The organism is Streptomyces sp. UF-297, from assembly GCF_058245575.1.
The window spans coordinates 130,321-156,873 of sequence record NZ_JBSIBZ010000002.1 but is presented as its reverse complement, the minus strand read 5'-3'; the positions used below and the strand labels follow the sequence as shown (position 1 = coordinate 156,873).

Below are 26,553 nucleotides of genomic sequence, written 5' to 3'. Positions count from 1 at the left end.
CCGCCTCAGCGCCCCGGCCGCACCGTCAGGTCGTTGATCTCCGCGTCCCGCGGCAGGTCGATGGCGGTCAGCACGGTCGTGGCGACGGACTCCGGGTCGATCCAGCGCGCGGGGTCGTACTCCTTGCCCTCCTGCTGGTGGGTGCTGGCCTGCATGGGCGTGGCCGTGCGCCCCGGGTAGACGGAGGTGACCCGTACGCCGTTGCCGTGCTCCTCGGCCCGCAGCGAGTCGGCCAGCGCCTTCAGGCCGTGCTTGCTGGCGGCGTACGCGCCCCAGTTGGCGTGGGCGTTGAGCCCGGCGCCGGAGTTGACGAAGACGACATGGCCCTGGGAGACGCGCAGCTGCGGCAGCAGGAGGCGGGTCAGCTCGGCGGGGGCGACGAGGTTGGCCGCCAGCTGGCGCTGCCAGCTCTTGGCGCTCAGCTCGCCGACGGCGCCCAGCTCGATGACGCCCGCGATGTGCTGGAGGGAGTCCAGGCGGTCCGGGAGCGTCTGGTGGCCGAAGGCCCAGGAGAGCTTCTCGGGGTCGGCGAGGTCACCGACGAGCGTGTGGGCGCCGGGGAATCGTGCGGCCAGTTCCTTGGCGCGGCCCGCGTTCCGCGCGAGCAGCCACAGCTCCTCGCCCCGGTCGGCCAGCCGCTGCGCGACCGCCTCCCCGATGCCCGAACCGGCGCCCGTGATCAAGTGCGTACCCATACCCTCGATCCTAACGAGGAGGTCAGGGGCGAAAAGGAGGCCGTCCGGGAGCCGGGGCTCAGCCCTGCATACCGGCCTGCTCCTCCAGGTGGGCGATGGCGCCGACGGGCTCCTCGGCGAAGAAGACCAGCTCGGTCAGCGGGAGGGGCAGAAAACCCTCCCGCTCCATGCGCTGGAACTGCTCCTTGAGGCCGTCGTAGAAGCCCGCGGTGTTCAGCAGCACGACCGGCTTGGTGTGCATACCGTGCTTCTTCAGCTCCAGGATCTCGGTGGCCTCGTCCAGGGTGCCGGTGCCGCCGACCATGACCACGACGGCGTCGGCGCGCTCGAGGAGCTGGGCCTTGCGCTCGGCGAGGTCCTTGGTGATCACCATCTCGTCGGCGTCCGCGTACGCCTTGTGCGCCAGGAACTGAACCGAGATGCCGATGAGCTTGCCGCCGCCCGCGCGCACGCCGTCGGCCATCACCTTCATCAGACCGGTGTCCGAGCCTCCCCAGACCAGCGCGTGGCCGCCCCTGCCGATCAGCTCGGCGAACTCGCGGGCGGGGGTGGTGTAGCGGTCGTCGAGGTCGGCGGCGGAGCAGAAGACGCAGATGTTCATGGGGCTCACGATACGAGGGCGCCGAGGCGGGCGGCGGGGCGGGCGGCGGCCGGGAAGGCGGGCATAGATCAGGCCGCAGGGGGTGCGGGCGCGGGTCGGGCCGCGGGGGGCGCGGTGGCGTGGAAGGTGCGGCGGTAGGCCACCGGTGAGACGCCGATGGCCGCGCGCAGGTGCTGGCGCAGGGAGTTGCCCGAGCCGAAGCCCGCCCGGTGCGCGACCACGTCGACGGGCAGATCGGTGGTCTCCAGCAACTGCCGTGCCAGTTCGACGCGTTGGGCGGTCAGCCACTGCCCGGGGGTCATCCCGACCTCGTCGCGGAATCTGCGGGTGAAGGTGCGCAGGCTCATCCGCGCGTGCGCCGCCAGTTCGGCCAGTGACAGCGGGCGCTGAAGGCGCTCCAGGGCCCAGGCGCGGGTGGCGGTGGTGGTCGTGGCGGCCGGTTCGGGCACCGGCCGCTCGACGAACTGGGCCTGCCCGCCCTCGCGCCACGGGGGCACCACGCAGCGCCGGGCCACCAGGTTGGCCACCGCGCTGCCGTGGTCGCGGCGCACCAGGTGCAGGCACAGGTCGATCCCGGCCGCGGCGCCCGCCGAGGTCAGTACGTCGCCGTCGTCCACGAAGAGCACGTCCCGGTCGACCTTGATCCGCGGGAAGGTCCGCTGGAAGGACTCGGCCACCCGCCAGTGGGTGGTGGCGGGCCGCCCGTCCAGCAGGCCCGCCGCGGCCAGGACGTAGGAGGCCGTGCAGATCGAGACCAGGCGGGTGCCGGGGCGGATACGGGCGAGCGCGCCGGCCACCGGTGCGCAGAGCGGGCCGCCCTCGGTGAGCGGGCCGAGAGCGTAGGTGGGCGGGATCACCACCGTGTCGGCCGTGGCCAGCGCCTGCGGCCCGTGCTCGACCGCGACGGCGAACCCCGCGTTGCTGGTGACCGGGCCGCCGTCGGCCGTGCAGACCACGGTCTCGTACAGCGGCTCGCCGTCCGGCCCCTCGGCGCTGCCGAAGACGCGGGAGGGGATTCCGAGCTCGAAGGGGATGACGCCGTCCAGCGCGAGGACGGCCACCCGGTGCACAGCGGCCATGGCCAGATCCTGTCACACCATGGCCAAACGGCCAGCACCACGCGGCCTCCCCGGGGCGCACTCTGATGGCTCACCGCATTGGAGAGGACTTCTCATGACCCGCACCACCATGCCCGTGACCAGCGCCGACGTGGCCGCCGAGGACAGTTCGGCGCCCGCCCGGATGCGGGCGGTCAGCCCCCGCGAGTGGGGCGCCCCCGACGTCCTGAGGGAGGTCGAGCTGGACCGTCCGGTGCCCGGCCCGACCGAGATCCTGGTGCGGGTGCACGCGGCCGGGGTCAACCCGGCGGACTGGAAGTCCCGGGCGAGCGGCGGGTTCGGCCTGTGGGGCACGCCGCCGGTCCTCGGCTACGACGTGTCGGGGGTGGTGGAGGCCGTCGGGACGGGCGTGACGCTCTACGCGCCGGGTGACGAGGTGTTCGGCATGCCGCGCTTCCCGCACCAGGCGGGGGCGTACGCGCAGTACGTGACCGCGCCCGCCCGCCACTTCACCCGCAAGCCCGCGGGGATCGACCACATCCAGGCCGCGGCGCTGCCGCTGGCCGCGCTCACCGCCTGGCAGTCACTGGCGGAGACCGCACAACTCAGCGCGGGACAGCGGGTGTTGATCCATGCGGCGGCCGGCGGGGTGGGGCATCTGGCCGTGCAGATCGCCAAGTCGCTGGGCGCGTACGTCATCGGCACCGCCAGCGCGGGCAAGCACGCCTTCCTGCGCGGCCTGGGTGCGGACGAGTTGATCGACTACACCCGTACGGACTTCAGCGAGGCGGTACGGGAGGTGGACGTGGTCCTGGACACCATCGGCGGTGACTACGGGCCGCGCTCGCTGAAGGTGCTGCGGCGCGGCGGCACGCTGGTCTCGATCTCCTCCCGCACCGAGGTGCCGCCGCTCGCGCAGGCCCAGGCCCTGGGCGTGCGGGCCGGGTTCACGCTCGTCGAGCCGGACTACGCCGGGATGCAGAAGATCGCCTCGCTCGTCGAAGCCGGTCTGCTGCGCGCGGAGATCGACTCCGTCTTCCCGCTGGAGCAGGCCGCGCGGGCGCATGCGCACGGCGAGAAGCGGCGGACGAGGGGGAAGATCGTTCTGCGGGTGGCCGAGTAGGGCGGCCGGGCGGGCGCCATCGCGTGCGGGGCCGGGCGGCCCCTGCCTGTTGGGGGAAGGCAGGGGCCGCCCTTGGGCGTACGGGCGCCGGGCCGGGCGTACGGGCACCCTCGGCGTACGGGCGCCGGGCCGGGGCTAGATCAGGCCCTGGGCCAGCATCGCGTCCGCGACCCTCTCGAAGCCCGCGATGTTGGCGCCGACGACGTAGTCACCGGGGACGCCGAAGCGGTCGGCGGTGGCGTAGCAGGTGTCGTGGATGTTCCGCATGATCGCGGCGAGTTCGCCCTCGGTGCGCTCGAAGGACCAGGAGTCGCGGCCGGAGTTCTGCCGCATCTCCAGCGCGCTGGTCGCCACACCGCCGGCGTTGGCGGCCTTGGCCGGGCCGAAGGCCACGTTGGCCTGCCGGAACACCGCCACCGCCTCGGGGGTGGTGGGCATGTTGGCGCCCTCGGAGACCGCCTTGACGCCGTTGCAGACCAGGACCCTGGCCGCGTCGGCGTCCAGCTCGTTCTGGGTGGCCGAGGGCAGGGCGACATCGGCGGGGACGTCCCAGACCCGGCCGCCGGGCACGTACGTGGCCGAGGTGCCGCGCCGCTCGGCGTACTCGCTGATCCGGCCCCGCTCGACCTCCTTGACCTGCTTGAGCAGGGCGAGGTCGATGCCCTTCTCGTCCACGACACAGCCGCCGGAGTCCGAACAGGTCAGGACGTTGGCGCCGAGCGCCTGGGCCTTCTCGATGGTGTAGATGGCGACATTGCCCGACCCGGAGACCACGACCTGCTGGCCGTCCAGCTCCTCGCCGCGCTGCTGGAGCATCTCGGCGGTGAAGAGCACATTGCCGTAGCCGGTGGCTTCCGTACGGGCCTGCGAGCCGCCCCAGTCCAGGCCCTTGCCGGTCAGCACGCCCGCCTCCCAGCGGTTGGTGATGCGGCGGTACTGGCCGAAGAGGAAGCCGATCTCGCGGCCGCCGACGCCGATGTCGCCCGCGGGGACGTCGGTGTGCTCGCCCAGGTGGCGGTGGAGCTCGGTCATGAAGGACTGGCAGAACCGCATCACTTCGGCGTCCGAGCGGCCGCGCGGGTCGAAGTCGCTGCCGCCCTTGGCCCCGCCGATGCTCAGGCCCGTAAGGGAGTTCTTGAAGATCTGCTCGAAGCCGAGGAACTTGACGGTGCCGAGGGTGACCGAGGGGTGGAAGCGCAGCCCGCCCTTGTAGGGGCCCAGGGCGCTGTTGAACTCCACCCGGAAGCCGCGGTTGACGTGGACGGTGCCCCGGTCGTCGTGCCAGGGGACCCGGAAGATGATCTGCCGCTCCGGCTCGCAGATCCGCTCCACGAGCCTGGCCTCGGCGAACTCCGGGCGGGCGGCCAGCACCGGGGCCAGCGTCTCCAGCACTTCCAGGGCCGCCTGGTGGAACTCCGGCTCGCCGGGGTTGCGCCGGACCAGCTCCGCGTGCAGCGAGGCAAGTCCGGCCGCGTCGGCCCCGGGCTTCGCCCCCGGCTGCTCCTCGGTTCGAACATTCGCCATGACGTGCCCTTCCTCTCCTGGCCTGCACACGGCCGCCCCACCCGGACGCCACCGCCGTTCGGCCGGACGACCCTTGACGTTACGTCGCTGCTTCGACCCTATTTGCCACGGCGTCAACCGGGGACGCCCGGCCCTGTACGCTGTCACGTCCACCGGCCCCTCAGCCAGTCCCCCTGTCCTGCGCCGCCTCGCGTACCGCACCCGGTAACTCCAGTACCGCGCGCGCCCCGCCGTCCTGCGCATTGGTGAACTCCAGCCGCCCGCCGAGCACCTGGGTCTGCCCCACGGCGATGGTCAGGCCCAGCCCGAGCCCGGTGCCCTGCGCGCCGGTACGGAACCGCTGCGGGCCGCCGGTCAGCAGGTCCGCCGGAAAGCCCCGGCCGTGGTCGCGCACCACCACCCGCCCGGCCCCGCCCGCCACCTCCACCACCACCGGTTCGGCGCCGTGCCGCAGGGCGTTGGTGACCAGGTTGGTCAGCACCCGCTCCACGCGCCGGGGGTCGGTCTCCACCACGGCGTCGGAGGTGATGCGCACCGCCACCCGCGCGGGGTCCGCCTCCCGGTCGGCGGTGGCGGCCCGCACGGCCCGGCGGGCCAGCACGCCCAGCTCCGCCTCCCGCCACTGGGCCCGTTCCGCTCCCCCGTCCAGCCGCGCCACCTCCAGTACGTCCTCCATCAAGTCCCGCACCCGCCCGGCCCGTTCCCTGACCATGTCCTCGGTACGGCCCGCAGGGAGCAGTCCGGCGGCGGTGACCATGCCCGCGACGGGGGTGCGCAGTTCGTGCGCGATGTTCGCGGTCACCTCGCGCTCGGCCTGGAGGCGGGCGGCCAGCGCCTCGGCCATGATGTTGACCGCGCCGTTGAGCCGGGCGATCTCGTCCGTACCGCCCTGGGGCAGGCGCTGCGCCAGGTCACCGTCGGCGATCTGCACGGCCCGCCGGGCCGAGACGCGCAGCCGCCAGCCGAGGCGGGTCGCCAGGCCCAGGCCGATGAGTGTGGCGACGGCCGTGCCCACGGTGCCGGCCTGCCACATCACCTCCTCCAGGTCGTCGGTCAGCAGACGGTCGTAGGACTTCCTGATGGCGAAGACCTTGCCGTGCGTCTCGGCCGCGGCCCACAGCTCGGCGGAGCCGGGCGAGTCCCCCTCGACCAGGAACGTCGCCCGCTTGCCCGGCGCGAGTTCCTCGCGCAGCGGCCGCGGCAGGTCCGGCGGGTCGATCTGCAGTCCGGGGAAGCTCCCGTGGTTCTGCTCATGGACGCGCTGGGCGAACTGCAGGGTCTCGGCGGCCGCGTCCCGGGCGTTGTCCTCCAGCATGCGCGGCACTTGAGCACCGGTGACCGCCGCGGCCATCGCCGCGGTGGCGGCGATGGTGACACCTATCTTCAAGCGCAGACCCATGTCCCCATTCCAACAGGTGCCCCCTGCACGGACCGCGCCCCAGGTGTCCCTACGCCCCCTTCCCGCGGCCCTCTTCGCGCCCTGCCGCGTACAGGCGCGCCATCGCGGCGAAGGCGGCCTTGGGCGCCCAGCCCACCTCGGGGCGGGCCTGCCCCCGCGGTTCGTGCGCAAGCATCTTCACCACCCCGTAGGACGCCATGTCCAGGTCGTGGACGGGGTCGTCGGGCGCATGCGGCAGGCCGTACCCGGCGAAGGTGAACCAGAACGCCGCATCCACGCCCTCCTCCCGGAAGACCGCCAGGAGTTCTGTCAGACAGCGGACCTGCTCGTCCTCGTCGCGCTCGTAGCGGCCGTCCAGGCGCGGCGGATCGGACTCCCGGTCGACGATGGTCCAGCCCGCGCCGCCGCGCTCCCCCGCGCCCCGGTAGGTGCAGCAGCCGAACTCCGTGACCGCCACCGGCTTGCCGTGACGGAAGTGCTCGCGCACTTCCTCCCGATAGCTCGCGGCGTTGTACCGCGCGCGATAGGCATCCACGCCCACGATGTCGAAGGGCGCCCAGTCGATCTTCTCCCAAGGACCCGCCGCGTACGTCACACGTCCGCCGAAGGCGGCTCGTACGGCCCGTGCCGCCTGCGCCAGGAATTCCTCCAACTCCCGCATCACCCGCGGGAATTCGCCGTGCCACCACTGCTCGCCGGCGCCCAACAGGGCGTTCATCCGCCCGTAGAGGCCCTCCCCCGCCAGGAAGCCCGGGTTGAACATGCTGATCTCGCATCCGGCGACGAACACCACCTCGGCTCCGGCGGCCCGCAGCCGCTCGGCCCGCCGCGCGCAGTCGGCGAGGAAGCCGAGCAGTTCTTCTCGCGTCAGCTCGCACGGGAAGGGCGCGAACCAGATCTCCAGCCCCTCGGCGGCCGCCGCCTCGGCCGCCGTCGTGAGCCGGTCCGCGTCGCCGCCGGAGATCCGGACGGCGTCGCAGTGCAGCTCGCGGGCGATGACCCGCATCTCGCGCCGCACCACCGCCGGGTCCCAGGCCGTACGGGAGGTGCCGTCCCCGTCGGGGCTGAACCCCGTGTCGTAATTGATGCCCTGACGGCGCATCAGATTCCGGCCCCCGCGCCCGCGCCAGCCTTCGTACCGGCGGCCGGTGTCTCCGCGGACGCCGCCGCGGCCTGCCGTCCGTCCTCCAGGGCGCTCGCCGCGCCGGCCGCCGCCTCGGCCGCGACCATCTTCTCCATCGGGTCGGCCGCCGCCCCTCCGGCGACGACCATGGCCAGCAGAATCGCGACGATGAGGATCACCGTGCCCAGCCACACCATCGTGTCGACGGGGAGGGTGTACGCGCCGATCACCTTGGCCACGCACTCGGCCACGAGCGCGCCGCCCCATATCAGGGAGAAGACCCGCTCAAAGCGCCGGAACCGCGCCGACCCTGCCAGCAGCCGGTCCCAGGCCGCCGTCCGCGCCGCGTCCCCCTTGGTGACCCAGGGCTTGAGCCCGGCCGTCATCAGCGGCCGCCTCCCGAACGCCGAGACCACGACCGCGATGCCGATGACGCTGCTCACGGCGCTGTCCTTGGCGAGCATCAGACGGGCGTCGCCGGTGACCGAGGCCAGCAGCAGGCTGACGATGTTGGTGGCCAGGATCAGCAGGGCCAGCCCGTTGAGCGTGCGCTCCTTGACGATGCCCCAGAGCGTCCGGGCCGCCGGCAGCACACTGCTCCAGCCCAGCGCCGCCACCGTCCCCATCCCGAACCCCTTGCTGAGGAGGTAGTACGCGCCGATGGGGAGCGCGGCGTCCACGATCAGCGGCGTGAAACTCTCCAGCAGCGGGTTGCGGCGGCTGGTGGTGGCCTTGCTCATGAGGTGCTCCCCCGGGTCCCTGTTCGCGTGGTGCGGTCCGACGCGTACAGCTTCGCCTCCGGCCCCCGCGCACCGGCAGAAGCGACTGTCCCGTCCTCGGCATGACATTTGTCAGGTCGGGGGCCCGCCAGGTGCCGGACGGGGCAGTGGTCAGGTGCCGGACCGGAAGCCGTCAGGTCCCGGGAGGGGCAGTTCACCGGGCACAGCGCAGAGCCGGCGGAGCGGCCCCCAAGGACCTCCCCGCCGGCTCGCACCGCGCCTGCCGTCGGTACGGCTACGCCGGGTACTCCCGCGGCCTGACGACCACGTACGCCTGCTCGGGAGCGGCGCGAAAGCCGGTCTCCTGCTTGGCGAGGTGCTCCGTGATCGGGGTACGGATGTGGTAGCAGAGCACCGAGGAGCCCACCGAGAAGACGCCCGGGGAGTCGACGAAGAGCGGGGCCTCGGCCATGACGTAGCTCAGTCCGGCCTGCAGGTGCTGCTCGGTGATCCCCGCCTCCTCCCCCGGCCGGTTCGTCACGACGGCGCGCACCATCTGCTCGCAGACCGAGGCGAAGTCCCGGTCCTCCTCGAAGGCGCGGTCCGTACGGGCGCGCACGGCCCGGTACTCCGGGGTCTCCTGGAGCTCGGACAGCGCCCGGACGCGGAACCGGGTGATATCGGGTCCCACGCTCTCCAGCGAGCGCCGGATTCTGCGCCGCAGGTCCTTGAGAGTTCTTTTCACGGATCTCTCGGCGTCCTCGGCGGAGCGGCCGTCCGCGATCAGCATCGCGTCGATATGCGTGTCCACATAGACGACATCGACATCGGAGAAATTCTGCCCGGCCCATTGCAGCAGCGAAATGAGGCGCTGCTGATTGAAATAGCTGTTTCCAGCACTTATCCCGATGAGGGCGTGCTCCCCGCGCCGACGGATTTCCAGGCTCTTGTCGTTGAGTGATTCCTCCCGCATGTCATGGGAGATATCCGGAGCTAAGCCAGTTTGCATGTCCTGCAGTCCTTTGGATCGCTTGAACAGCCGTCAGGGGGTCTCGATTTCGGGAAGCGCGACCGCCATCTGGTGACACAGCTCGTCCAGAATCGTTCCCATGTCCTTGTCCCCGCCCATCGGCGCGAACATGACCTCGTCCAGGCGGTCGCGGACCGCGGACAGCTGGGGCGTGCTGATTCCGTGTTCCTCCAGGAGTCCGAGGGCGCGCCGGGCACCGTCGGTGCACCGGTAGATCCCGTAGTCGGCAGGCTCGTCCAGAAGCCCGCGCCCGCTGCTCAGGAGATAGACGGCGAGGAGGGCGATGTCCTCACGCAGTCGGGGCGGCAGCACCGTTTCCCCAGGCTTCATAGCTCACGACCTCATTCTTGTTGCGACGCTCGGACGGGACGACTTCTTTCGCGGGGCGGCCGATGGGGACGACCAGCATCGGCTCGATGTGTTCCGGGATGTTCAGCAGCATCTTCACGATCTCGGACCGGAAGCTGCCGACCGGGCATCCGCCCAGGCCGAACGCGTGGGCGGCCAGGAGCAGGTTCTCCACCGCCATGGCCACGCAGAGCTTGCTGGTGTCGTAGATCGTCTGCGAGAGCTTCGGCGACAGGTTGTCGGTCAGGCTCCTGTCGACACAGGCCACGACGAAGAATGCCGGGGTTCCCAGAACGCCCGGGGAGAACGCCCGTATCCGGCGGACACTGGCGGGCTTGCGCACCACGGTGAAGGACCACGCCTGTCGGTTGGACGCGGTCGGCGCCGCCAGCATCGCTTCGAGCAATCGCTGGATGAGCGCGTCGTCTACCGGCTCCGGTGCGTAATTTCGCACCACACTGCGCGTGTTGAGGACGGTGAGCGCGTCCGGCAGCACTTCCCGCAGTGTCTCCGGTGAAGAGTTGGTTAACATCTACGCCCTTCTTTTCCGCAGCACTCGGCAGGCGCCGTCGGGTAGTAGGTCGGAGTTCCACTGCCTCACCACGCGCCACTGAGGGGGGAATGGCAGGGAGCGGCGGAGAGGGGGCCGCACCGATTGTGATGGAGCCGGTCACTCCGCCGGCCCGCTCGGGCTGTTGATTTGTCAGCTCCGGCGCATCTCCAAGGAAAACGCCCTCGTGACACGAATCACATCACTGCCCCTGTTCTTACCTGCTCGCCAAGATCGTCCGCACGCAGAAATTTAGTATGCACACGGACAAGTGCTCGGACAAGGGGGTGATCAAGGGAGCAACATCACCTTGACGAGGAATTAAGGAAATCACGGGGAGGAATTTCCGCCGCCGACACGACAGGCAAACGGAGTTCCACGTTCCGATAGTTTCCCGTTGAAAGAAAACCTTCCGGCCGGTATGCGGAAGCTCCCGCTCAGCGCAACGGCCCGCCGCCACGAAGGCGGCGGGCCGCAGAAGCGCCCTGGCGAGCGGGCCGGAAGACCCTGGCGGGCAGGTCACGCCGCGGACGGCACCCGCTGTGTCGTGGCGATCGTCGCCGAGCCCACCACGCGGGTCCCGTCGTACAGGACGACGGCCTGGCCGGGGGCGACGCCGCGGACCGGCTCGGCGAAGGCGACCCGCAGCTCAGCGCCGTCCACGAACTCCGCGGTGACCTCGGTCTCCTCGCCGTGGGCGCGCAGCTGGGCGGTGTAGGAGGCCGGGCCCGAGGCCGGGGGCGTGCCGCACCAGCGGGGCTTGACGGCGGTCAGGGCCGTCACGTCCAGGGAGGCGGCCGGGCCGACGGTGACGGTGTTGTTCACCGGGGAGATGTCCAGGACGTAGCGGGGCTTGCCGTCCGGCGCGGGGGTGCCGATGCGCAGGCCCTTGCGCTGGCCGATGGTGAAGCCGTACGCGCCCTCGTGGGTGCCGAGCTTGTTGCCCGCCTCGTCCACGATGTCGCCCTCGGCACTGCCCAGGCGCTTGGCCAGGAAGGCCTGGGTGTCGCCGTCGGCGATGAAGCAGATGTCGTGGCTGTCGGGCTTCTTGGCCACGAACAGGCCGCGGCGGGCGGCCTCTTCGCGGATCTCGGCCTTGGTGGTGAGGGTGTCGCCGAGCGGGAACATGGCGTGCGCCAGCTGCTTCTCGTCCAGCACGCCCAGCACATAGGACTGGTCCTTGGCCATGTCGGAGGCGCGGTGCAGCTCGCGGCTGCCGTCCTCGTTGACCACCACGGTGGCGTAGTGGCCGGTGCAGACCGCGTCGAAGCCCAGCGCGAGGGCCTTGTCCAGGAGGGCCGCGAACTTGATCTTCTCGTTGCAGCGCAGACAGGGGTTGGGCGTGCGCCCCGCCTCGTACTCCGCGAAGAAGTCCTCGACCACGTCCTCGCGGAAGCGCTCGGCCAGGTCCCAGACGTAAAAGGGGATGCCGATGACGTCGGCGGCCCGGCGGGCGTCGTGCGAGTCCTCGATGGTGCAACAGCCCCGGGCGCCCGTACGGAAGGACTTGGGGTTCTCGGAGAGCGCGAGGTGCACGCCGGTCACGTCGTGGCCGGCCTCGGCGGCTCGGGCGGCGGCAACGGCGGAGTCGACACCGCCGGACATGGCGGCGAGCACGCGGAGGCGGCGGGGGGCGTCAGTCGTCATAGCCCTTCAAGAGTAGACGGAACCGCGGACGGGCCCGTAAGCGTTATCCAGCGCATGGGAGAGGCTGACGAAACGGCTGACCGGGCGCCCCGGAGGGGCATCGGCAGACGGGCCCTGCTGATCGGGGGCGGCGGCGTGGTGGCCGCGGGAACGGGGACGTATCTGGCGCGCGGGCCGCTGTCGCGGTGGTGGTACCGCCTGCCCGGCGTGGACCGGCCGCGCAGGGAGGGCGAGGTGGACTTCGCGGGCGCCCAGTGGGTGGCCGCCTCCCCCGCGAACCTGCGGCGGGCCGACCGCCCGGCCGACTACACCGTCGACCGGGTCGTCATCCATGTCGTCCAGGGCAGCTTCCCGGTCGCCCTGAAGGTCTTCCGCGATCCGCTGCACGGTGCCGCCGCGCACTATGTCGTACGCAAGGACGGCCATGTGGCGCAGATGATCCGCGAGCTGGACGTGGCGTACCACGCGGGCAACCGCGCCTTCAACGAGCGCAGCATCGGCATCGAGCACGAGGGCTTCGTGGACCGCCCCGGCGACTTCACCGACGCGATGTACCGCGCCTCGGCGCGGCTGACCGCCGGGATCTGCCGCCGCTACGGCATCCCCGTGGACCGCGAGCACATCGTGGGGCATGTGGAGGTGCCGGGCACGGACCACACCGACCCCGGTCCGCACTGGCAATGGCAGCGCTATCTCAGGCTCGTACGGGAGGCTGGAGCCGGAAAGGCGGGGGCGGGCGCCGGGGCGGCATGAGCGCACCGCCCCGCGCCCGGCCGACGGGCACGCCACCGCTACGGGACACGACCATGAGCAGGTACTAGCGAAGGACACCGCGATGACCACGGCACCGCGACCGGCCCCCTCCCCCGTCCTCGTCGAGGACCCCCGCTTCGGTCAGATCTCGCTGCTGCTGGACAGCGCCGCCGGGGAGCTGTCCGTGCACGGCGAGCAGATCCCGCCGGCGACCCTGCGGCGCCTGCCCACGGCGAAGAAGAACAAGCACGTGCCCATCGGGACGCGCAGCGGCGAGGGGCTGGCGCTGTGCGTCGACAACCGGTCGGTGCGCATCCTCCCCGCGCGCGGGCGGCTGCTGCGCCGCTCCTTCCGGGTGGACGTGACGTGCCAGGGCGTTTCCTACCGCCTGGTCCCCGACTCCGTGGCGGGCAGCCGGCTGCTGCGCGACAACCGCCGCGTGGGGAGCTTCACTTCGGCCGGCAACGGCGCGGCGGGCGCCGAGTGGGCCACGGACCGGAAGGCCACCGCGCAGGACGCGGCCGTGGGATACACCCTGGCCACCGCGTTCGGCACGGGCGCCGACCCGTGGTGGATGCTCACGATCGACTTCGTGGGCGGTCTGATCCCCTGAGACGGGGCGCGGCCCTCACGGCTTCCGGCGCTCAGCTCAGGCCCGCGCTGCGCGCCCGCTCCACCACCGGCCCGATCGCCTCCGCCAGCGCCGCCACGTCCGCGGCGGTGGAGGTGTGCCCCAGCGAGAAGCGCAGCGTGCCGCGGGCCAGGTCCGGGTCCATTCCCGTGGCCAGGAGTACGTGGCTGGGCTGGGCGACCCCGGCGGTGCAGGCCGAGCCCGTCGAGCACTCGATGCCCTGCGCGTCCAGGAGCAGCAGCAGAGAGTCGCCCTCGCAGCCGGGGAAGGAGAAGTGCGCGTTGGCGGGCAGCCGGCCCGACGGGTCCGGGTCGCCGCCCAGGACGGCGTCGGGGGCCGCGGCCCGTACGGCCTTGACGAGGTCGTCGCGCAGCGCGCCGATCCCGCGGGCGAACTCCTCGCGGTGCTCGGCCGCGTGCCGGCCCGCGGCGGCGAAGGCGGCGACGGCGGGGGTGTCGAGCGTGCCGGAGCGGACGTGCCGCTCCTGGCCGCCGCCGTGCAGGACGGGGACGGGGGTGTACTCGCGGCCCAGCAGCAGCGCCCCGATGCCGTACGGCCCGCCGATCTTGTGGCTGGAGACGGTCATGGCGGCCAGCCCGCTGGCGGCGAAGTCCACCTCGATCTGCCCGAAGGCCTGGACCGCGTCCGCGTGCAGCGGAACGCCGAACTCCGCCGCCACCTCGGCCAGTTCGCGCACCGGCATGATCGTGCCGATCTCGTTGTTGGCCCACATGACGGTGGCCAGCGCGACATCGTCGGGATCGCGGGCGATGGCCTCGCGCAGCGCCTCCGGGTGCACCCGGCCGAGCGGGTCGACCGGCAGCCACTCCACGCGCGCGCCCTCGTGCTCGGCCAGCCACTCGACCGCGTCCATGACGGCGTGGTGCTCGACGGGGCTGGCGAGCAGGCGGGTACGGGCCGGGTCGGCGTCCCTGCGGGCCCAGTACAGGCCCTTGACGGCGAGGTTGTCGGCCTCGGTGCCGCCGGAGGTGAAGACGACTTCGCTGGGGCGGGCGCCGAGCGAGCGGGCGAGGGACTCGCGCGCCTCCTCGACGGTGCGCCGGGCCCGCCGGCCCGCGGCGTGCAACGAGGAGGCGTTGCCGGTGACGGTCAGCTGGGCGGTCATCGCCTGCACCGCCTCCGGCAGCATCGCAGTGGTGGCGGCGTGATCGAGGTAAACCATGGTGCGCACGATTCTACGAGCGGCTCCCGCGCGCGCCGGGGGCGCATGCCCGGCGCGCGGAGGCGCCCCCGGGGTGGGCGGGGCGGCACCGCCCCGCACGGCCGTCGCTCTCGACGCGCAGGTAAGGAGTCACTAGCATTATGGTCATGACACCGTGGCTCCTGGACCGCACGTTCACCAGCTCCTGCGGCGAGGTGCGCTGGGCGCGATGGGGAGCGCCCGACGCCCCGCCCGTCGTCCTCCTGCACGGCACCCCGTTCTCCTCCCGCGTCTGGCAGGACGTGGCCCACGCGCTCGCCGGGCACCACCGCGTCTTCGTCTGGGACATGCCGGGGTACGGGGCCTCCGGGAAGTTCGCCGGGCAGGACGTCTCCCTCGCGGCGCAGGGGCGCGTCTTCACCGAGCTGCTCGCGCACTGGGGGCTGGACCAACCCGCCGTCGTCGCCCATGACTTCGGCGGCTGCGTGGCGCTGCGCGCCCACCTCCTGCACGGCGCCCGCTACCGCCGCCTCGCCCTCGTCGATCCGGTCGCCCTCGCCCCCTGGGGCTCCCCCGCCTACCGCCTGCTCGGCGCGCACGCCGAGGTCTTCGGCCAGCTGCCGCCCGCCCTGCACCGGGCGCTGGTACGGGAGTACGTCAGCTCCGCCAGCCACCCCGGGCTGCCCCCTGCCGTACTGGAGGAGCTCGTCGAGCCCTGGTGCACCGAGGAGGGGCGCCCCGCCTTCTACCGCCAGATCCAGCTCAACGACCAGCGCTTCACCGACGAGATCCAGGGGCGCTACGGGGAGATCCCGGTGCCCACGCTGGTGTGCTGGGGCACCGAGGACACCTGGATCCCGGTGGCCAAGGCCCGCGAGCTGGCCTCACTGATCCCCGGCGCGCGGCTGCGGCTCATCGAGGGGGCGGGGCATCTCGTACCGCTGGACGCTCCCGCGGAACTGGCGGGCGCGGTGGCGCGGTTCCTGCGCTGAGCGGGCCGCCGGGCCCGCGGTGCGCCGTCCGCTGCGGGCGCGCCGTGGCCGGTCGCGCCCACGCGGCGCAGCCGCATACCGACGCGGTCCCGCGCCCCTGCGGGGCACAGCCGGCTCGCACCCGGATTGTGAATATGACGGAGGGTGTCAGGTTTTCGCGGCAGGGTCTGCGCCATGAACACCCACACCTTTGACCCCCGGACCTTCGACGCCCGCGCGCTGCGCGAGCGCGCCGCGGAGCAGGCGGCCCGGCTGATCGCCTCCGTACGGCCCGATCAGCTCGAATCCCGCACGCCCTGCGCCGAGTTCGACGTACGGCAGCTGCTCGGGCACCTCGTCGGCGGCGCCCTGCGCTTCACCCACGCCACCGCGGGCGGGGCCCTGGCCGACCTGCCCGCCGACCCCCGGGCCGTACCGGACGACGGCTACGCCAAGGCCTACACGGACGCCCAGGAGCGCCTCGCGCGCACCGTCGCACAGACCCCGCTGGACACCGTGGTCACCCTGCCCTGGGGATCGCCGCCGCTGCGCATGGCGCTGGGCGTTGCGCTGATGGAGACCGTGACACACACCTGGGACCTGTGGCAGGCGCTCGGCCGCCCCGGACAGCTCGACCCGGAGCTGGGGCGCGTCGCCCTGGATGTCGCCCGCCTGTCACTGGCAGCGGACCGGCGGGGCGAGGGCGTACCCTTCGGCCCCGTACAAACCGTGCCCGAAGGGGCCGATGTGCACGAGCAGTTGGCGGCGTGGCTGGGACGCACACCGCTGACCTGACCCTCCCCAGGACAGGCCCTCAGCCGGCCAGCGGCGCGCGGGCCAGCTGGCGGGACTGGGCCACCAGGCGGTCCTGGCTGTCCCAGACCTCGGCGTCCTCCTCCAGGAAGCCGCCCGCCACATTGCGCGTGGTGATGGCCACCCGCAGCGGGCCGGGGGCGGGGCGGCTGCGGATGTGGGTGGTGAGTTCGACGGTGGGCACCCAGCCGCGCAGGCCCAGTTCGAAGGCGGTGGGCGGCAGGGCGTCCACCGTCAGCAGCAGCGAGAGCGGGTCGGGGTCGCGCCCGTCGGCCAGCCCGAACCAGGCCCGCATCTCACCCTTGCCCGAGGGCGCGCCGACGGCCCAGCCCGCGGTGGCCGGGTCCAGCCGCAGGTCCAGGCGGCCGGCGATCGCGGAGCTGCCGGGGATGGCGGACGTGCCTTCGGGGGCGCTGTCGGCGCCCAGGCAGTGCTCGTAGGGCGGGATCGCCGGGGGCTTGGCGCTGGTACGGACGTCGTCGGGCAGGGCGGACAGGTCGCCGTAGGAGGCCAGCAGGCGCAGCCGCTCGACCTCGGTGCCGTCCTCCTCGAACTGGACGAGGCTGGCGGTGCCGGTGGACATGGTGCGCCCGGCCCGTACGGTCTGGGTGCGGATGACGGCCGGGCCCGGCACGGACGGTGTGAGGTAGTGGGCGGTGACCGAGAAGGGGTCGGGGTGCGGCAGGGCGTCGCCCAGCGCGCGGGCCGCGGTCGCCAGCAGATAGCCGCCGTTGACCGCGCGGATGATGGTCCAGCCTTCGGAGAGCCGGGCGTCGTAGATCCCCGGGGCGCGGCGCACGACGGCGGTATCGCGGTCGAACTCACTGTTACCTATGGTCACCTGTGCCATGTACGGCACGCTACACCGAAAAGTTACCCGCCGGTAGTGAACGGCTCAACGACCCCGCCGGCCTTGACCGCGCCGGCCCCGGTGCGATGCTGGGCGCATCGCATCAGCTCACCGCCGCGGGGAGGCGGACCATGGGCAGCCACGTGAGCCGTAACGACCATGAGGTGTGCGCCGCCGACGCCGGACCCGGGCTGCTGAGCCCCCGCCCCGGCCGTACCGCCGGCCATCTCGCCACGCACCAGGAACTCACCCGGTGCTTCAACCGGCGCGACTGGTCCGGCGCCCGGACCCTGTTCGCCGACGACGCGAGCTACACCGACCACGGGCAGCGCACCACCCTCAAGGGCCTGGGAGAGATCGCGGACCATATGCGGCAGTGGGGCGCGGCCTATCCGGACGGCCGGGCCGAACAGCCGCGGTATCTGGACGCCGGGTGCCACACCGTCTGCCTCTTCCACGCGCGCGGCCGCAACGACGGGCGGCCGCTGCCGGGCGTCGCGCCCACCCACAAGCGGGTGGACGTGCCCTTCTGCGAGGTGCTGACCTACGACCGGCAAGGGCGGATCGTGGCCGGGGAGCTGTTCTACGACTGCGCGACCCTGCTCGCCCAGCTGGGGATCATGGAGCCGCCTCAGCTGGCGTGACGTGGAGGGCCACCCCCGGCAAGGGGCGGCAACCGCACGCGGCCCGTACCGGCCTCCGTATACGGACGGTGGCCGGAACCCGACCCATGGCCTGAGATCATGGGCCCATGCTTCACGTGCTCTACCTGGTCGGCGTCTCCGCCTTCGCCGCGAGCGGGGTGCTGGCCGCCTACCGCGCCAACATGGACCCCTTCGGCGGGCTGGTGCTCGCCTTCGCCGCGTCCATCTCGGGCGGAACGCTGCGCGATCTGATCCTGAACCGCCACCCGCTGTACTGGACCCACGACTGGGTCCTGCTCACCGTCATCATCTGCGTCGGTGTGGGCACCATCATCTATCTGCGCTTTTGGTCCCTGCCCCGTAAATCGCTGCTGGTCGTCGACGCCATCGGGCTCGCCGTGGTCACCGTGATCGGCGCCCGCGCGGCCATCGACGCGGGCGCCACCCCGCTCGCCGTGATCATCCTGTCGGTGCTGACCGGGGTCGCGGGCGAGGTCATCCGCGATGTGCTGTGCGGGGAGTTCCCGCCGCTGCTGCTGCGCGAGGACGTGTACGCGATCGCCGCGCTGGCCGGCGGCGCCTGCTACCTGGCGCTGCACCACCTCGGGGCGGGCGCCAACCCCGCCGCGGTGGTCTCGGCGGGGCTGGTCTTCGCCCTGCGGATGGGCGCGGTCTACTTCGGCTTCCACCTGCCGCGCCCGCAGCCGCTCAAAAGCAAGTAGCCCCCCACGAAGCCGCCCTACACAGCGCCCTACTCAGCGCCCATGAGGCGACCCCACGAGGATCCCGGGCAGGGCCGTCAGGAGCCCTGCGGCAGCGGCGGCTTGGACGTCGTGTCCAGCCAGGTGGCGAACAGGTCGCCCAGGTCCTGCCCGGAGATCTTCTCGGCGAGATCGATGAACTGCTCGGTGGTGGCGTTGCCGTAGCGGTGCTGCCGGGTCCAGGTGGGCAGCAGGTTGAAGAACGCCTGGTCCCCGATGCGCTCGCGCAGCGCCTGCAGCGTCATGGCGCCCCGCTGGTAGACCGCGCTCGCGAACATGGTGTCGCGCTGCGGGTCGGAGACCTTGGTCTTCCAGAACGGGGAGTCGGCGGGGCGGGAGTTGTAGGCGTTCAGGAAGGCCTCGTGCGCCGTGCGGCGCCCCTTGTGCTCGTCCCACAGCCACACCGCGTACGAGGCGAACCCCTCGTTGAGCCAGATGTTCTTCCACTGCTTGACCGAGACCGAGTCGCCGAACCACTGGTGGGCGATCTCGTGGACGATGGTGGCCTCGCTGCGCACGGCCGAGTAGACCGGCTTGGTCTGCACCTCCAGGGAGAATCCGGCCTGCGGCATGTCGTCCACGATCGCGCCCGTCTCCTCGAACGGATAGGGACCGAAGATCTTGGACCAGTGGTCGGTGGCCTCGGCGGTGATGCCGTAGATGTCCACGTTCCCGGTGGGCAGCGTCGGGTCGACGGCGACATAGATGGGCACGCCGCCGGGCGTGGTGCCGGTGCGCACGTCGAACCTGCCGATGGTGGCGGTGGCCAGGTACGTGGCCATCGGCTTCTTCTCGCGCCAGTGGAAGTAGGAGCGCCCGCCCTTGTCGTAGGAGCTGACCAGCCGCCCGTTGGAGACGCCGGTCAGGCCCTTGGGGGCGTCGATGCGGATGTCGTACGTCGCCTTGTCGCCCGGGTGGTCGCTGGAGGGGAACCAGGTGGAGGCGGCGTTGGGCTCGCAGGCCACGAAGACGCCGTCCTTGGTCTTCATCCAGCCGTAGTCGGAGCCGAAGACGATGGGGCCGCTCAGCGGCAGGGGTATCCCGCCGTAGGCGACCTTGACGGTGAACTTCTTCCCCTTGGCCAGGCGGGACGCGGGGGTGACGGTGATCTCGTCGCCGGATCTGGTGAAGGCGGCCTTCTTCCCGTTCACCGTGACCGAGTCGACCTTGAGCTTGTGCAGGTCGAGGTTGAAGGCACTCAACGTACGGGTGGCGCGGGCGGTCAGGGTCGTGCGCCCGTCCAGCAGGCCGCTCTCGGGGTCGTAGCTGACGCCGAGGTCGTAGTGCAGGGCGTCGTAGCCGCCGTTGCCCAGGTTGGGGAAGTAGGGGTCGCCCGCGCCCGGGGAGCCGGGTGAGCTGCCCGGGGCGGCGGCGATGGTGAAGGCCGAGGCCGCCGCGGTGGCCAGGGAGAGCAGACGGGTGGTGCGACGTGCCGATCGGGAGAGTGCCATGAGCCGTCCCTTCTAGCGCGCGATCGTGACGTCAAGAGACAGCTGTCTCTTGAGCAACCGCGCCGACTCTGCACCCTCCCGTCACATTTCACTCAGGATTTTGCCAACTTGTCATGCACTACTGATCAGTTGGGGCCTTGCTCGCTTCACTTTCGGTCACAGCTGACTCCTTTGCCCCTTCTGCCGCAGCCCCCTCCGGCACGTTCTCCGGGTGGTGACAGGCCACCTGGTGGCCGGTCCTGAGTGCGGCGAGCGGCGGCTCCGTGGTCGTGCACACCTCGGTCGCCTTCCAGCAGCGGGTACGGAACCGGCAGCCGGAGGGCGGGTTGATCGGCGAGGGCACATCGCCCTTGAGCAGGATGCGGTCGCGCTGGGTGCGCCGCTTGGGGTCGGGCACCGGCACCGCGGACATCAGCGCCTTGGTGTACGGGTGCATCGGCGTCTCGTACAGCGAGGTGCGCTCGCCGATCTCCACGATCTTGCCGAGGTACATCACCGCGATCCGGTCCGAGACGTGCCGGATGACCGACAGGTCGTGCGCGATGATCACGTACGTCAGGCCGAGTTCCTCCTGGAGGTCGTCCATGAGGTTGACCACCTGCGCCTGGATGGAGACGTCCAGCGCGGAGACCGGCTCGTCGGCCACCACCAGCTTGGGCCTGAGCGCCAGCGCCCTGGCGATGCCGATGCGCTGGCGCTGGCCGCCGGAGAACTCGTGCGGATAGCGGTTGTAGTGCTCCGGGCTCAGGCCCACCAGCTCCAGCAGCCGCTGCACCTCCTTCTTGACCCCGCCCTCGGGCTCGATGCCCTGGAGGCGGAAGGGGGTGCCGATGATGCCGCCGACGGTGTGCCGCGGGTTCAGCGACCCGTACGGGTCCTGGAAGATCATCTGTACGTCGCGGCGCATCGGGCGCAGCTTGCCCATGGACAGATGGGTGATGTCCTGGCCCTCGAACTCGACGCTGCCGCCGGTGGGTTCGTCCAGCCGCGTGATCAGCCGGCCCATCGTCGACTTGCCGCAGCCGGACTCGCCGACCACGCCCAGCGTCTCCCCCGGGCGCACCTCGAAGTCGATGCCGTCCACCGCCTGCACCGCGCCCACCTGGCGCTTGAGCAGGCCCTTGGTGATGGGGAAGTACCGCTGCAGGCCGCGCACCCGCAGCAGCGGCTTTGCGTCCTCCTCGGCCGTCTTCTGCGGCGGGATCTGCTTGCTCTGGTCGGTCTGGGTCACAGCTTCGGCGCAATCTCTTCGGTCCAGATACGCTCCCGCTCCTCCTGCGACATATGGCAGGCGGAGTAGTGCCCGTCCGCCGACTCGCGCAGCTCGGGACGGACGGTCCGGGTGACGTTGTCCTTGGGCACGTCGGCGTAGGGGCAGCGCGGGTTGAAAGCGCAGCCGGAGGGGATGTTGATCAGGCTGGGCGGCGATCCCTTGACCGGGATCAGCCGCTCGGTCTGCTCCCGGTCGATGCGCGGCATCGACCCCAACAGGCCCCAGGTGTAGGGGTGCTGGGGGTGGTAGAAGACCTTCTCGGCCGGGCCGCGCTCCACGCACCGGCCGCCGTACATCACCAGCAGGTCGTCCGCCAGCTCGGCGACCACGCCCAGGTCGTGGGTGATGATGATGACCGCGGAGCCGAACTCCTTCTGCAGATCGCGGATCAGGTCCAGGATCTGTGCCTGGACGGTGACGTCCAGGGCGGTGGTCGGCTCGTCCGCGATGAGCAGTTCGGGGTTGTTGACCAGCGCCATGGCGATCATGGCGCGCTGGCGCATACCGCCGGAGAACTGGTGCGGGTGGTCGTCCACGCGCTTGTCGGGCTGCGGGATGCCGACCCGGTCCAGCATCTCCACGGCCCGCTTGCGCGCGGTCTTCTTGTCGACGTCGTTGTGGACCCGGTAGGCCTCCACGATCTGCTGGCCCACCGTGTAGAAGGGGTGCAGCGCGGAGAGCGGGTCCTGGAAGATCATGGCCATCTCGCGGCCGCGCAGCCGGCGCACCTCGTCCGGGTCGGCGCCGACCAGCTCCTGCCCGTCCAGCCAGATCTCCCCGGTCATCCGTACCTTGGCGCGCTGCTGGCGCGAGGCGCGGTGCAGCCCCATCACGGCCAGCGAGGTCACCGACTTGCCGGAGCCGGACTCGCCGACGATGCCGAGGGTCTTGCCCTTCTCCAGCTGGAAGGTGAGCCCATCCACGGACTTGACCACACCGTCGTCGGTGGAGAAGTGCACCTTGAGGTCGCGCACTTCCAGGAAGGCGGTGGGCGGCGCGGAGTCGGCGGCCGTCGGCTCGCCCACCGCGGCACCGGTCTTGTTCAGGTTGTTCACGACAGCCTCACCCGCGGGTCGACGGCGGCGTACAGGACGTCCACCAGCGTGTTGCAAATGACGATGAAGAAGGCGGCGAGCAGGGTGACGCCGAGGATGTTCGGCAGGTCGTTGTCGGTGATCGACTGGACCGCGAAGGCGCCGACTCCCTTGAGGGAGAAGACCTGTTCGGTGATGAGCGCGCCGCCCAGCAGCAGGCCCAGGTCCATGCCGAAGACCGTGATGATCGGGGTGAGGGCGGCCCGCAGGCCGTGCCGTACCACGACCTTGCGCTCGCGCAGGCCCTTGGCGCGGGCGGTGCGGATGTAGTCCTCGCTCAGCGTCTCCAGCATGCCCGCTCTGGTGAGCCGGGCGTAGAGCGCGGAGTAGAGGAAGGCCAGCGTCACCCAGGGCAGGACGAGGGTTCTGGCCCACAGGAAGGGATCATCGGTCAGTGGTACGTAATCACTGCGCTCGAAGATGGGCCACTGATAGGTGAACAGGGCCAGTGCCAGGGCGCCGGTGAAGAACATCGGCAGCGAGACGCCGGCCAGCGCGATGCCCATGGCCGCGCGGTCGAAGACGGAGCCGGGGCGCAGCGCGGAGAGCACGCCGGTGGCGACGCCGGAGACCAGCCACACCACGGCGGCACCGAAGGCCAGGGAGGCGGTCACCGGGAGCCGGGACTGGATCTCGGGCCAGACCTCCAGGTGGGTCTTGAAGGAGTAGCCGAAGCACGGCACCTCACAACGTGCCTTCGTGGGGCCGAACTTGTAGTCGACGCCGACGAAAATGCCCTTGAGGAAGTCCCAGTACTGCTCGTACAGCGGCTTGTCCAGGCCGAGGTTCCTCTTCACCGCGAGGATGTCGGCCTTGCTGGGGGCCTTGCCGATGTACTGCTGGGCGAGCTGGTCGGTGGTCTGCCCGGCCAGCTTCGGCAGCAGGAAGAAGATGCCGAAGGTGACCGCGCTGACGATCAGCAGCAGAATCACTGCGCTGATCACCTTGCGGATGATGTACGAGAACACGGGAACTCGGCGTCGGTGCCGCGCTCCGGCCGGGGCCGGTCCGCGGCACCAATGCCTTCACCTTCCTTCCGGGGCTTCCTGCGCTTGCGGGAGGGCTACTTCTTGACGCCGACGTTGAGGTAGTCGTACTGACCGCTGAAGGCCGAGGTGGAGACGAGGTTGGTGGCCTTGGGCGAGCGGTACATCAGGACCTTGAAGTAGGTCAGCGGGACGATGACGGCCTGCTCCATCGCCTTCTTGTCGATCTCGGCGTACGTCTTCTCGCGGGCGCCCTTGTCGAGGTTGGTGATGGCCTCGTCCAGCAGCTTGTTGATCTGCGGGTCGTCGATCTGCGAGAGGTTGGTGTTGCCGGACTGGCTGATGGCCTTGCCGTTGAGGATCTGGTTCAGATAGCCGAAGCCGGTCGGGAAGTCCGAGCCCCACTGCATCATGATCAGACCGACGTTGTTCTTCTCGTTGAACTTCGGCACACCCGCGTAGTCCGAGAAGTACTTGCCGGTGGGGTACTTCTGGATGTTGACGGTGATGCCCAGGCCCTTGAGGGAGTCGCGCACGGCGGTCGCCGCGTCCACCTCGTCCTGGCGGTCACTGCGGGCCAGGATGGTGGTGGAGATGTTGCCGGCGCCGCACTTGTCCCACAGCTTCTTGGCCTCGGTCAGGTCCAGCTTGGAGCCGTTGTACTTCTGCGGGTACAGGTCGAACTTCTGGTATCCGGCCAGGTCGTTGGGCAGGATCGTGGAGGCCAGTTCGCCGCGCACCGGGCCGCCGAGCGAGGTCTGCACGGCCTTCTTGTCGATCGCCAGCTGAACGGCCTTGCGGCAGTCGAGCTTGTCGAACGGCTTGGCCGTGGTGTTGATCGCGGTGTAGACCAGGCGCTGCCCGAAGGCGTTGTCGGTGTTGCCCTTCTCCTTGGAGTCGGTCAGCAGCTGGGCCTGGGTCTGCGCGTCCACGCCGCGGCCCGCCAGGTCGATATGGGTGTTGCCGGCCTTGAGGTCCTTGTCGATGGTGGACTGGGTGACCTTCAGGTTCAGCACGATCTTGTCCGGCAGCTGCTTGCGCAGCGGGTCGGTGGCGGCCGACCAGTTGGGGTTGCGCACCAGGGTCAGGCGCTTGCCCTCCTCGTAGCTCTCGAACTTGTAACTGCCCGAGGAGAGCACGTGCTTGGTGTAGTCCGCGCCCTTGTCCTTGGCCTGCGGCACCGGCGCGGTCTGCGGGGCGCTGACCAGGTAGTCGAACTCCGCGAACGCCTTCTTGAGGCGGAAGACGACGGTGTGGTCGTCCGGGGTCTCGATGGACTTCAGGTCCTTGCCCTTGTCCTTGTACGGGCCCTTGTAGCCGTCCGGGTTCTCCAGCAGGTTCTGGAAGTAGTTGGGCCCGAGCGAGAGCACGTCACGCGCGAAGTTGCTGCGCTCCACCGCGTACTTGACGTCCTTGGCGGTGATCGGGGTGCCGTCGTCGTACTTCAGACCCTTGCGGATCTTGTACGTCCAGACCTTGCCGCCCTCGCTGGACTTGCCCAGCGACTCGGCCAGGTCCGGCACCAGCTCGTTGCCCTTCTCGCCGGGGCCCGGCTTGAAGGTGGTGAGCGGACGCGCGTACAGGCGGCTGAAGTTGTAGATGAACGCGTAGTAGGTGTTGCCCGGGTCGAAGGACTCCGGGGCGTCGCTCATCGCGTAGGTGACCGTGCCGCCCTTTTCGTCGGAGGCATTGACGATGCCCTTGGTGGCGGCGTTGGCCTCCCCGGATTCGCCCTTGGAACCTTTGCTCCCGCTGCAGCCGGCCAGCAAAAGGCCCGCACTGGTGATGGCCGCGATCGTCGCGACCGGAACTGACCTTCGCATGGTGGTCGGTGTCCCCTTCGTTGGTCGGAAACTCTTGGGTGGGGCAGATGGGCTGTGGGACCGGCGTCAGCGGCTGCGCGGGTCCAGCGCGTCCCGCAGGCCGTCGCCGAGCAGGTTGAAGGCGAGCACGGTGACGAAGATCGCCAGGCCGGGGACGAGCATGTACTGGGGGTCGACCTCGTAGAACTTGACCGCCTCGTTGAGCATCCCGCCCCAGGACGCCTGCGGCGGCTGGATACCCACGCCCAGGAAGCTCAGCGCCGCCTCGAAGAGGATGTTGGAGGGGATCAGCAGGGTCGAGTAGACGATGACCGGGCCCGCGAGGTTGGGCAGCAGCTCGCGGAAGACGATGAACATGCCGCGCGCGCCCATGCCGCGGGCCGCGTCCACGAACTCCCGCTCGCGCAGCGAGAGCGTCTGGGCGCGCACGATCCGGCCCATGTAGGGCCAGTTGAAGAAGCCGATCACGAAGATCAGGACCGAGATGTGCAGCGGCAGTCCCGTCAGGCCGAACGCGCCGCCCTGCAGCGAGGCCGAGATGGCGATGGCGAACAGCAGCAGCGGGAAGGCGAGGAAGACGTCCATCAGACGGCTGATCAGGGCATCGACCCGGCCGCGGTAGAAGCCGGCGATGACGCCCATGACGGTGCCGATGGCCACCGACAGCATCGTGGCGCCGAACGCCACGATCAGCGAGACCCACGAGCCCTCCAGTACGCGGGCGAGCAGATCGCGGCCGAACTTGGGGTCCACACCGAGCGGGTGCTCCGCGCTCATACCGCCGAAGTCGCCCAGCGGCAGGGTGGTGTTGGGGTCGACGAGGTCCTGGTGGAAGGCGTTGGGGTCCAGGCCCAGCCAGGACTGGATCGGCCGGGAGAGCGCCGCGATCACGATGAGCAGGATGACAACGATGGCGCCGACGACGGCGACCTTGTCCCGCTTGAAACGCAGCCAGGCGATCTGGCCGAGCGAACGGCCCTCGATCTTCTTGCTCTCGACGCCTTCCAGCACCGCTTCCGGCTGCGCCTCAGCAGCCGCCCCGGTGGTCTCGATCGGTGCGGTCACGGTGCTTTTGACCCCTCTCGGCCGGCTTCGGCCGGCCCACGCTGCCGCGAGTGCGGCCTGGTTCACATCACTGGTGCGATTGGGTGCGAAACGGACCGGCGGTGCGTCCGTTCGCATGGTGCGCAGGTGCGGATGGTGCGAGAAGTGCGGGAAGTACAACAGGCGGTGCGGTACGTGCAGGCGGTGCGCTGGTGCAGGCGGTGCAAGTCGTACGGATGACGCGGACATTCCCGTGACGCCGCCCGTTCAGGCGGTCGTACACAGGGCCGAAGCCCTTTGTTGCGGGGAGTCTTCATCCGATTCGCGATCACTCACCAGCCCTGGCGGGGAAAGGATGCGCAACTGTGATGTGACCCACCGACTTCCGTTATACGGACAGGTGTGCCGTGTGAGCGGTGGGTACAGGCATGGGAAAAAGGCCCAACTGCGGGGCCTATATGGTCAGTTCGCCCGCCGGCG

Annotated in this window: 26 protein-coding genes; 7 read left to right on the top strand and 19 right to left on the bottom strand. The window is 70.8% G+C overall.

What is annotated here, in order from left to right:
- Positions 1-5: 5 nt before the first annotated feature.
- From AC4IJH_RS02825 to AC4IJH_RS02815, 3 genes are all read right to left on the bottom strand, one after another.
- On the bottom strand, positions 6-695 hold the full coding sequence (locus AC4IJH_RS02825; RefSeq protein ID WP_490849848.1) for an SDR family oxidoreductase: 690 nt from the start codon (positions 693-695) through the stop codon (positions 6-8).
- Between the two features lie 58 nt (positions 696-753).
- On the bottom strand, positions 754-1,296 hold the full coding sequence (locus AC4IJH_RS02820; protein ID WP_490849847.1) for an LOG family protein: 543 nt from the start codon (positions 1,294-1,296) through the stop codon (positions 754-756).
- Between the two features lie 68 nt (positions 1,297-1,364).
- Positions 1,365-2,375 carry a GlxA family transcriptional regulator gene (locus AC4IJH_RS02815; RefSeq protein ID WP_490849846.1) on the bottom strand — a complete coding sequence of 337 codons (1,011 nt, stop codon included), beginning with the start codon at positions 2,373-2,375 and terminating at the stop codon, positions 1,365-1,367.
- A gap of 109 nt (positions 2,376-2,484) precedes the next feature.
- Here AC4IJH_RS02815 and AC4IJH_RS02810 point away from each other — a divergent pair, with 109 nt between their 5' ends.
- The gene (locus AC4IJH_RS02810) at positions 2,485-3,477 is read left to right on the top strand and encodes an NADP-dependent oxidoreductase (protein ID WP_490849877.1); all 993 of its coding nucleotides are present in this window, start codon (positions 2,485-2,487) and stop codon (positions 3,475-3,477) included.
- Between the two features lie 135 nt (positions 3,478-3,612).
- Here AC4IJH_RS02810 and gdhA read toward each other — a convergent pair whose 3' ends face one another.
- The 8 genes from gdhA to mnmA all read right to left on the bottom strand — a co-directional run bounded on the left by gdhA (position 3,613) and on the right by mnmA (position 11,817).
- Positions 3,613-5,001, bottom strand: a complete 1,389-nt coding sequence (gene gdhA / locus AC4IJH_RS02805; RefSeq protein WP_490849845.1) for an NADP-specific glutamate dehydrogenase — start codon at positions 4,999-5,001, stop codon at positions 3,613-3,615.
- A 160-nt stretch (positions 5,002-5,161) separates the two neighbouring features.
- Positions 5,162-6,400: a sensor histidine kinase gene (locus AC4IJH_RS02800; protein WP_490849844.1), complete on the bottom strand. Its 1,239-nt coding sequence runs from the start codon at positions 6,398-6,400 to the stop codon at positions 5,162-5,164.
- Between the two features lie 49 nt (positions 6,401-6,449).
- Positions 6,450-7,502 (bottom strand): glycoside hydrolase family 113 protein, encoded by a 1,053-nt coding sequence (locus AC4IJH_RS02795; protein ID WP_490849843.1) that lies wholly within the window; start codon positions 7,500-7,502, stop codon positions 6,450-6,452.
- Positions 7,502-8,263 (bottom strand): VC0807 family protein, encoded by a 762-nt coding sequence (locus AC4IJH_RS02790; RefSeq protein WP_490849842.1) that lies wholly within the window; start codon positions 8,261-8,263, stop codon positions 7,502-7,504. The genes AC4IJH_RS02795 and AC4IJH_RS02790 overlap by 1 nt, the downstream gene beginning before the upstream one ends.
- A gap of 274 nt (positions 8,264-8,537) precedes the next feature.
- Entirely contained in the window at positions 8,538-9,215 is a 678-nt protein-coding gene (locus tag AC4IJH_RS02785; protein ID WP_490849841.1) for a tRNA-dependent cyclodipeptide synthase, read from the bottom strand.
- Between the two features lie 69 nt (positions 9,216-9,284).
- Positions 9,285-9,602 (bottom strand): DUF6092 family protein, encoded by a 318-nt coding sequence (locus AC4IJH_RS02780; protein WP_490849840.1) that lies wholly within the window; start codon positions 9,600-9,602, stop codon positions 9,285-9,287.
- Positions 9,562-10,152 (bottom strand): nitroreductase family protein, encoded by a 591-nt coding sequence (locus tag AC4IJH_RS02775; RefSeq protein ID WP_490849839.1) that lies wholly within the window; start codon positions 10,150-10,152, stop codon positions 9,562-9,564. The genes AC4IJH_RS02780 and AC4IJH_RS02775 overlap by 41 nt, the downstream gene beginning before the upstream one ends.
- A 537-nt stretch (positions 10,153-10,689) precedes the next feature.
- A complete protein-coding gene (mnmA, locus tag AC4IJH_RS02770) occupies positions 10,690-11,817 on the bottom strand; it encodes a tRNA 2-thiouridine(34) synthase MnmA (protein ID WP_490849838.1) in 1,128 nt (375 codons plus the stop codon).
- A 54-nt stretch (positions 11,818-11,871) separates the two neighbouring features.
- Here mnmA and AC4IJH_RS02765 point away from each other — a divergent pair, with 54 nt between their 5' ends.
- Together AC4IJH_RS02765 and AC4IJH_RS02760 are read left to right on the top strand one after the other, a co-directional pair.
- Positions 11,872-12,570, top strand: a complete 699-nt coding sequence (locus AC4IJH_RS02765) for an N-acetylmuramoyl-L-alanine amidase (RefSeq protein WP_490849837.1) — start codon at positions 11,872-11,874, stop codon at positions 12,568-12,570.
- Between the two features lie 82 nt (positions 12,571-12,652).
- The gene (locus AC4IJH_RS02760; RefSeq protein WP_490849836.1) at positions 12,653-13,183 is read left to right on the top strand and encodes a hypothetical protein; all 531 of its coding nucleotides are present in this window, start codon (positions 12,653-12,655) and stop codon (positions 13,181-13,183) included.
- Between the two features lie 31 nt (positions 13,184-13,214).
- Here AC4IJH_RS02760 and AC4IJH_RS02755 read toward each other — a convergent pair whose 3' ends face one another.
- Positions 13,215-14,384 (bottom strand): cysteine desulfurase family protein, encoded by a 1,170-nt coding sequence (locus AC4IJH_RS02755; protein WP_490849835.1) that lies wholly within the window; start codon positions 14,382-14,384, stop codon positions 13,215-13,217.
- A gap of 146 nt (positions 14,385-14,530) precedes the next feature.
- On the opposite strand from AC4IJH_RS02755, the gene AC4IJH_RS02750 reads away from it, so the two are divergent.
- A complete protein-coding gene (locus tag AC4IJH_RS02750) occupies positions 14,531-15,355 on the top strand; it encodes an alpha/beta fold hydrolase (RefSeq protein WP_490849834.1) in 825 nt (274 codons plus the stop codon).
- A 174-nt stretch (positions 15,356-15,529) separates the two neighbouring features.
- Entirely contained in the window at positions 15,530-16,129 is a 600-nt protein-coding gene (locus tag AC4IJH_RS02745) for a TIGR03086 family metal-binding protein (RefSeq protein WP_490849833.1), read from the top strand.
- Positions 16,130-16,148: 19 nt separating this feature from the next.
- Here the strand turns inward: AC4IJH_RS02745 and AC4IJH_RS02740 are convergent, their stop codons facing one another.
- Complete coding sequence (locus AC4IJH_RS02740) at positions 16,149-16,997, bottom strand: thioesterase family protein (RefSeq protein ID WP_490849832.1); 849 nt, start codon at positions 16,995-16,997, stop codon at positions 16,149-16,151.
- 131 nt (positions 16,998-17,128) lie between these two features.
- Here AC4IJH_RS02740 and AC4IJH_RS02735 point away from each other — a divergent pair, with 131 nt between their 5' ends.
- Together AC4IJH_RS02735 and AC4IJH_RS02730 are read left to right on the top strand one after the other, a co-directional pair.
- Positions 17,129-17,641, top strand: coding sequence for a nuclear transport factor 2 family protein (locus AC4IJH_RS02735; protein ID WP_490849831.1), 513 nt, complete (start codon positions 17,129-17,131; stop codon positions 17,639-17,641).
- Between the two features lie 107 nt (positions 17,642-17,748).
- Positions 17,749-18,363: a trimeric intracellular cation channel family protein gene (locus tag AC4IJH_RS02730; RefSeq protein WP_490849830.1), complete on the top strand. Its 615-nt coding sequence runs from the start codon at positions 17,749-17,751 to the stop codon at positions 18,361-18,363.
- Between the two features lie 77 nt (positions 18,364-18,440).
- Here AC4IJH_RS02730 and AC4IJH_RS02725 read toward each other — a convergent pair whose 3' ends face one another.
- The 6 genes from AC4IJH_RS02725 to AC4IJH_RS02700 form a co-directional block, all read right to left on the bottom strand.
- On the bottom strand, positions 18,441-19,853 hold the full coding sequence (locus tag AC4IJH_RS02725) for a M1 family metallopeptidase (RefSeq protein WP_490849829.1): 1,413 nt from the start codon (positions 19,851-19,853) through the stop codon (positions 18,441-18,443).
- A 118-nt stretch (positions 19,854-19,971) separates the two neighbouring features.
- Positions 19,972-21,084, bottom strand: coding sequence for an ABC transporter ATP-binding protein (locus AC4IJH_RS02720; protein WP_490849828.1), 1,113 nt, complete (start codon positions 21,082-21,084; stop codon positions 19,972-19,974).
- Entirely contained in the window at positions 21,081-22,181 is a 1,101-nt protein-coding gene (locus tag AC4IJH_RS02715; protein WP_490849827.1) for an ABC transporter ATP-binding protein, read from the bottom strand. The genes AC4IJH_RS02720 and AC4IJH_RS02715 overlap by 4 nt, the downstream gene beginning before the upstream one ends.
- Positions 22,178-23,188 carry an ABC transporter permease gene (locus tag AC4IJH_RS02710; RefSeq protein ID WP_490849826.1) on the bottom strand — a complete coding sequence of 337 codons (1,011 nt, stop codon included), beginning with the start codon at positions 23,186-23,188 and terminating at the stop codon, positions 22,178-22,180. The genes AC4IJH_RS02715 and AC4IJH_RS02710 overlap by 4 nt, the downstream gene beginning before the upstream one ends.
- Positions 23,189-23,283: 95 nt before the next feature.
- A complete protein-coding gene (locus AC4IJH_RS02705) occupies positions 23,284-25,029 on the bottom strand; it encodes an ABC transporter substrate-binding protein (RefSeq protein ID WP_490849825.1) in 1,746 nt (581 codons plus the stop codon).
- 66 nt (positions 25,030-25,095) lie between these two features.
- Complete coding sequence (locus tag AC4IJH_RS02700; RefSeq protein ID WP_490849824.1) at positions 25,096-26,094, bottom strand: ABC transporter permease; 999 nt, start codon at positions 26,092-26,094, stop codon at positions 25,096-25,098.
- Between the last annotated feature and the right edge of the window lie 459 nt (positions 26,095-26,553).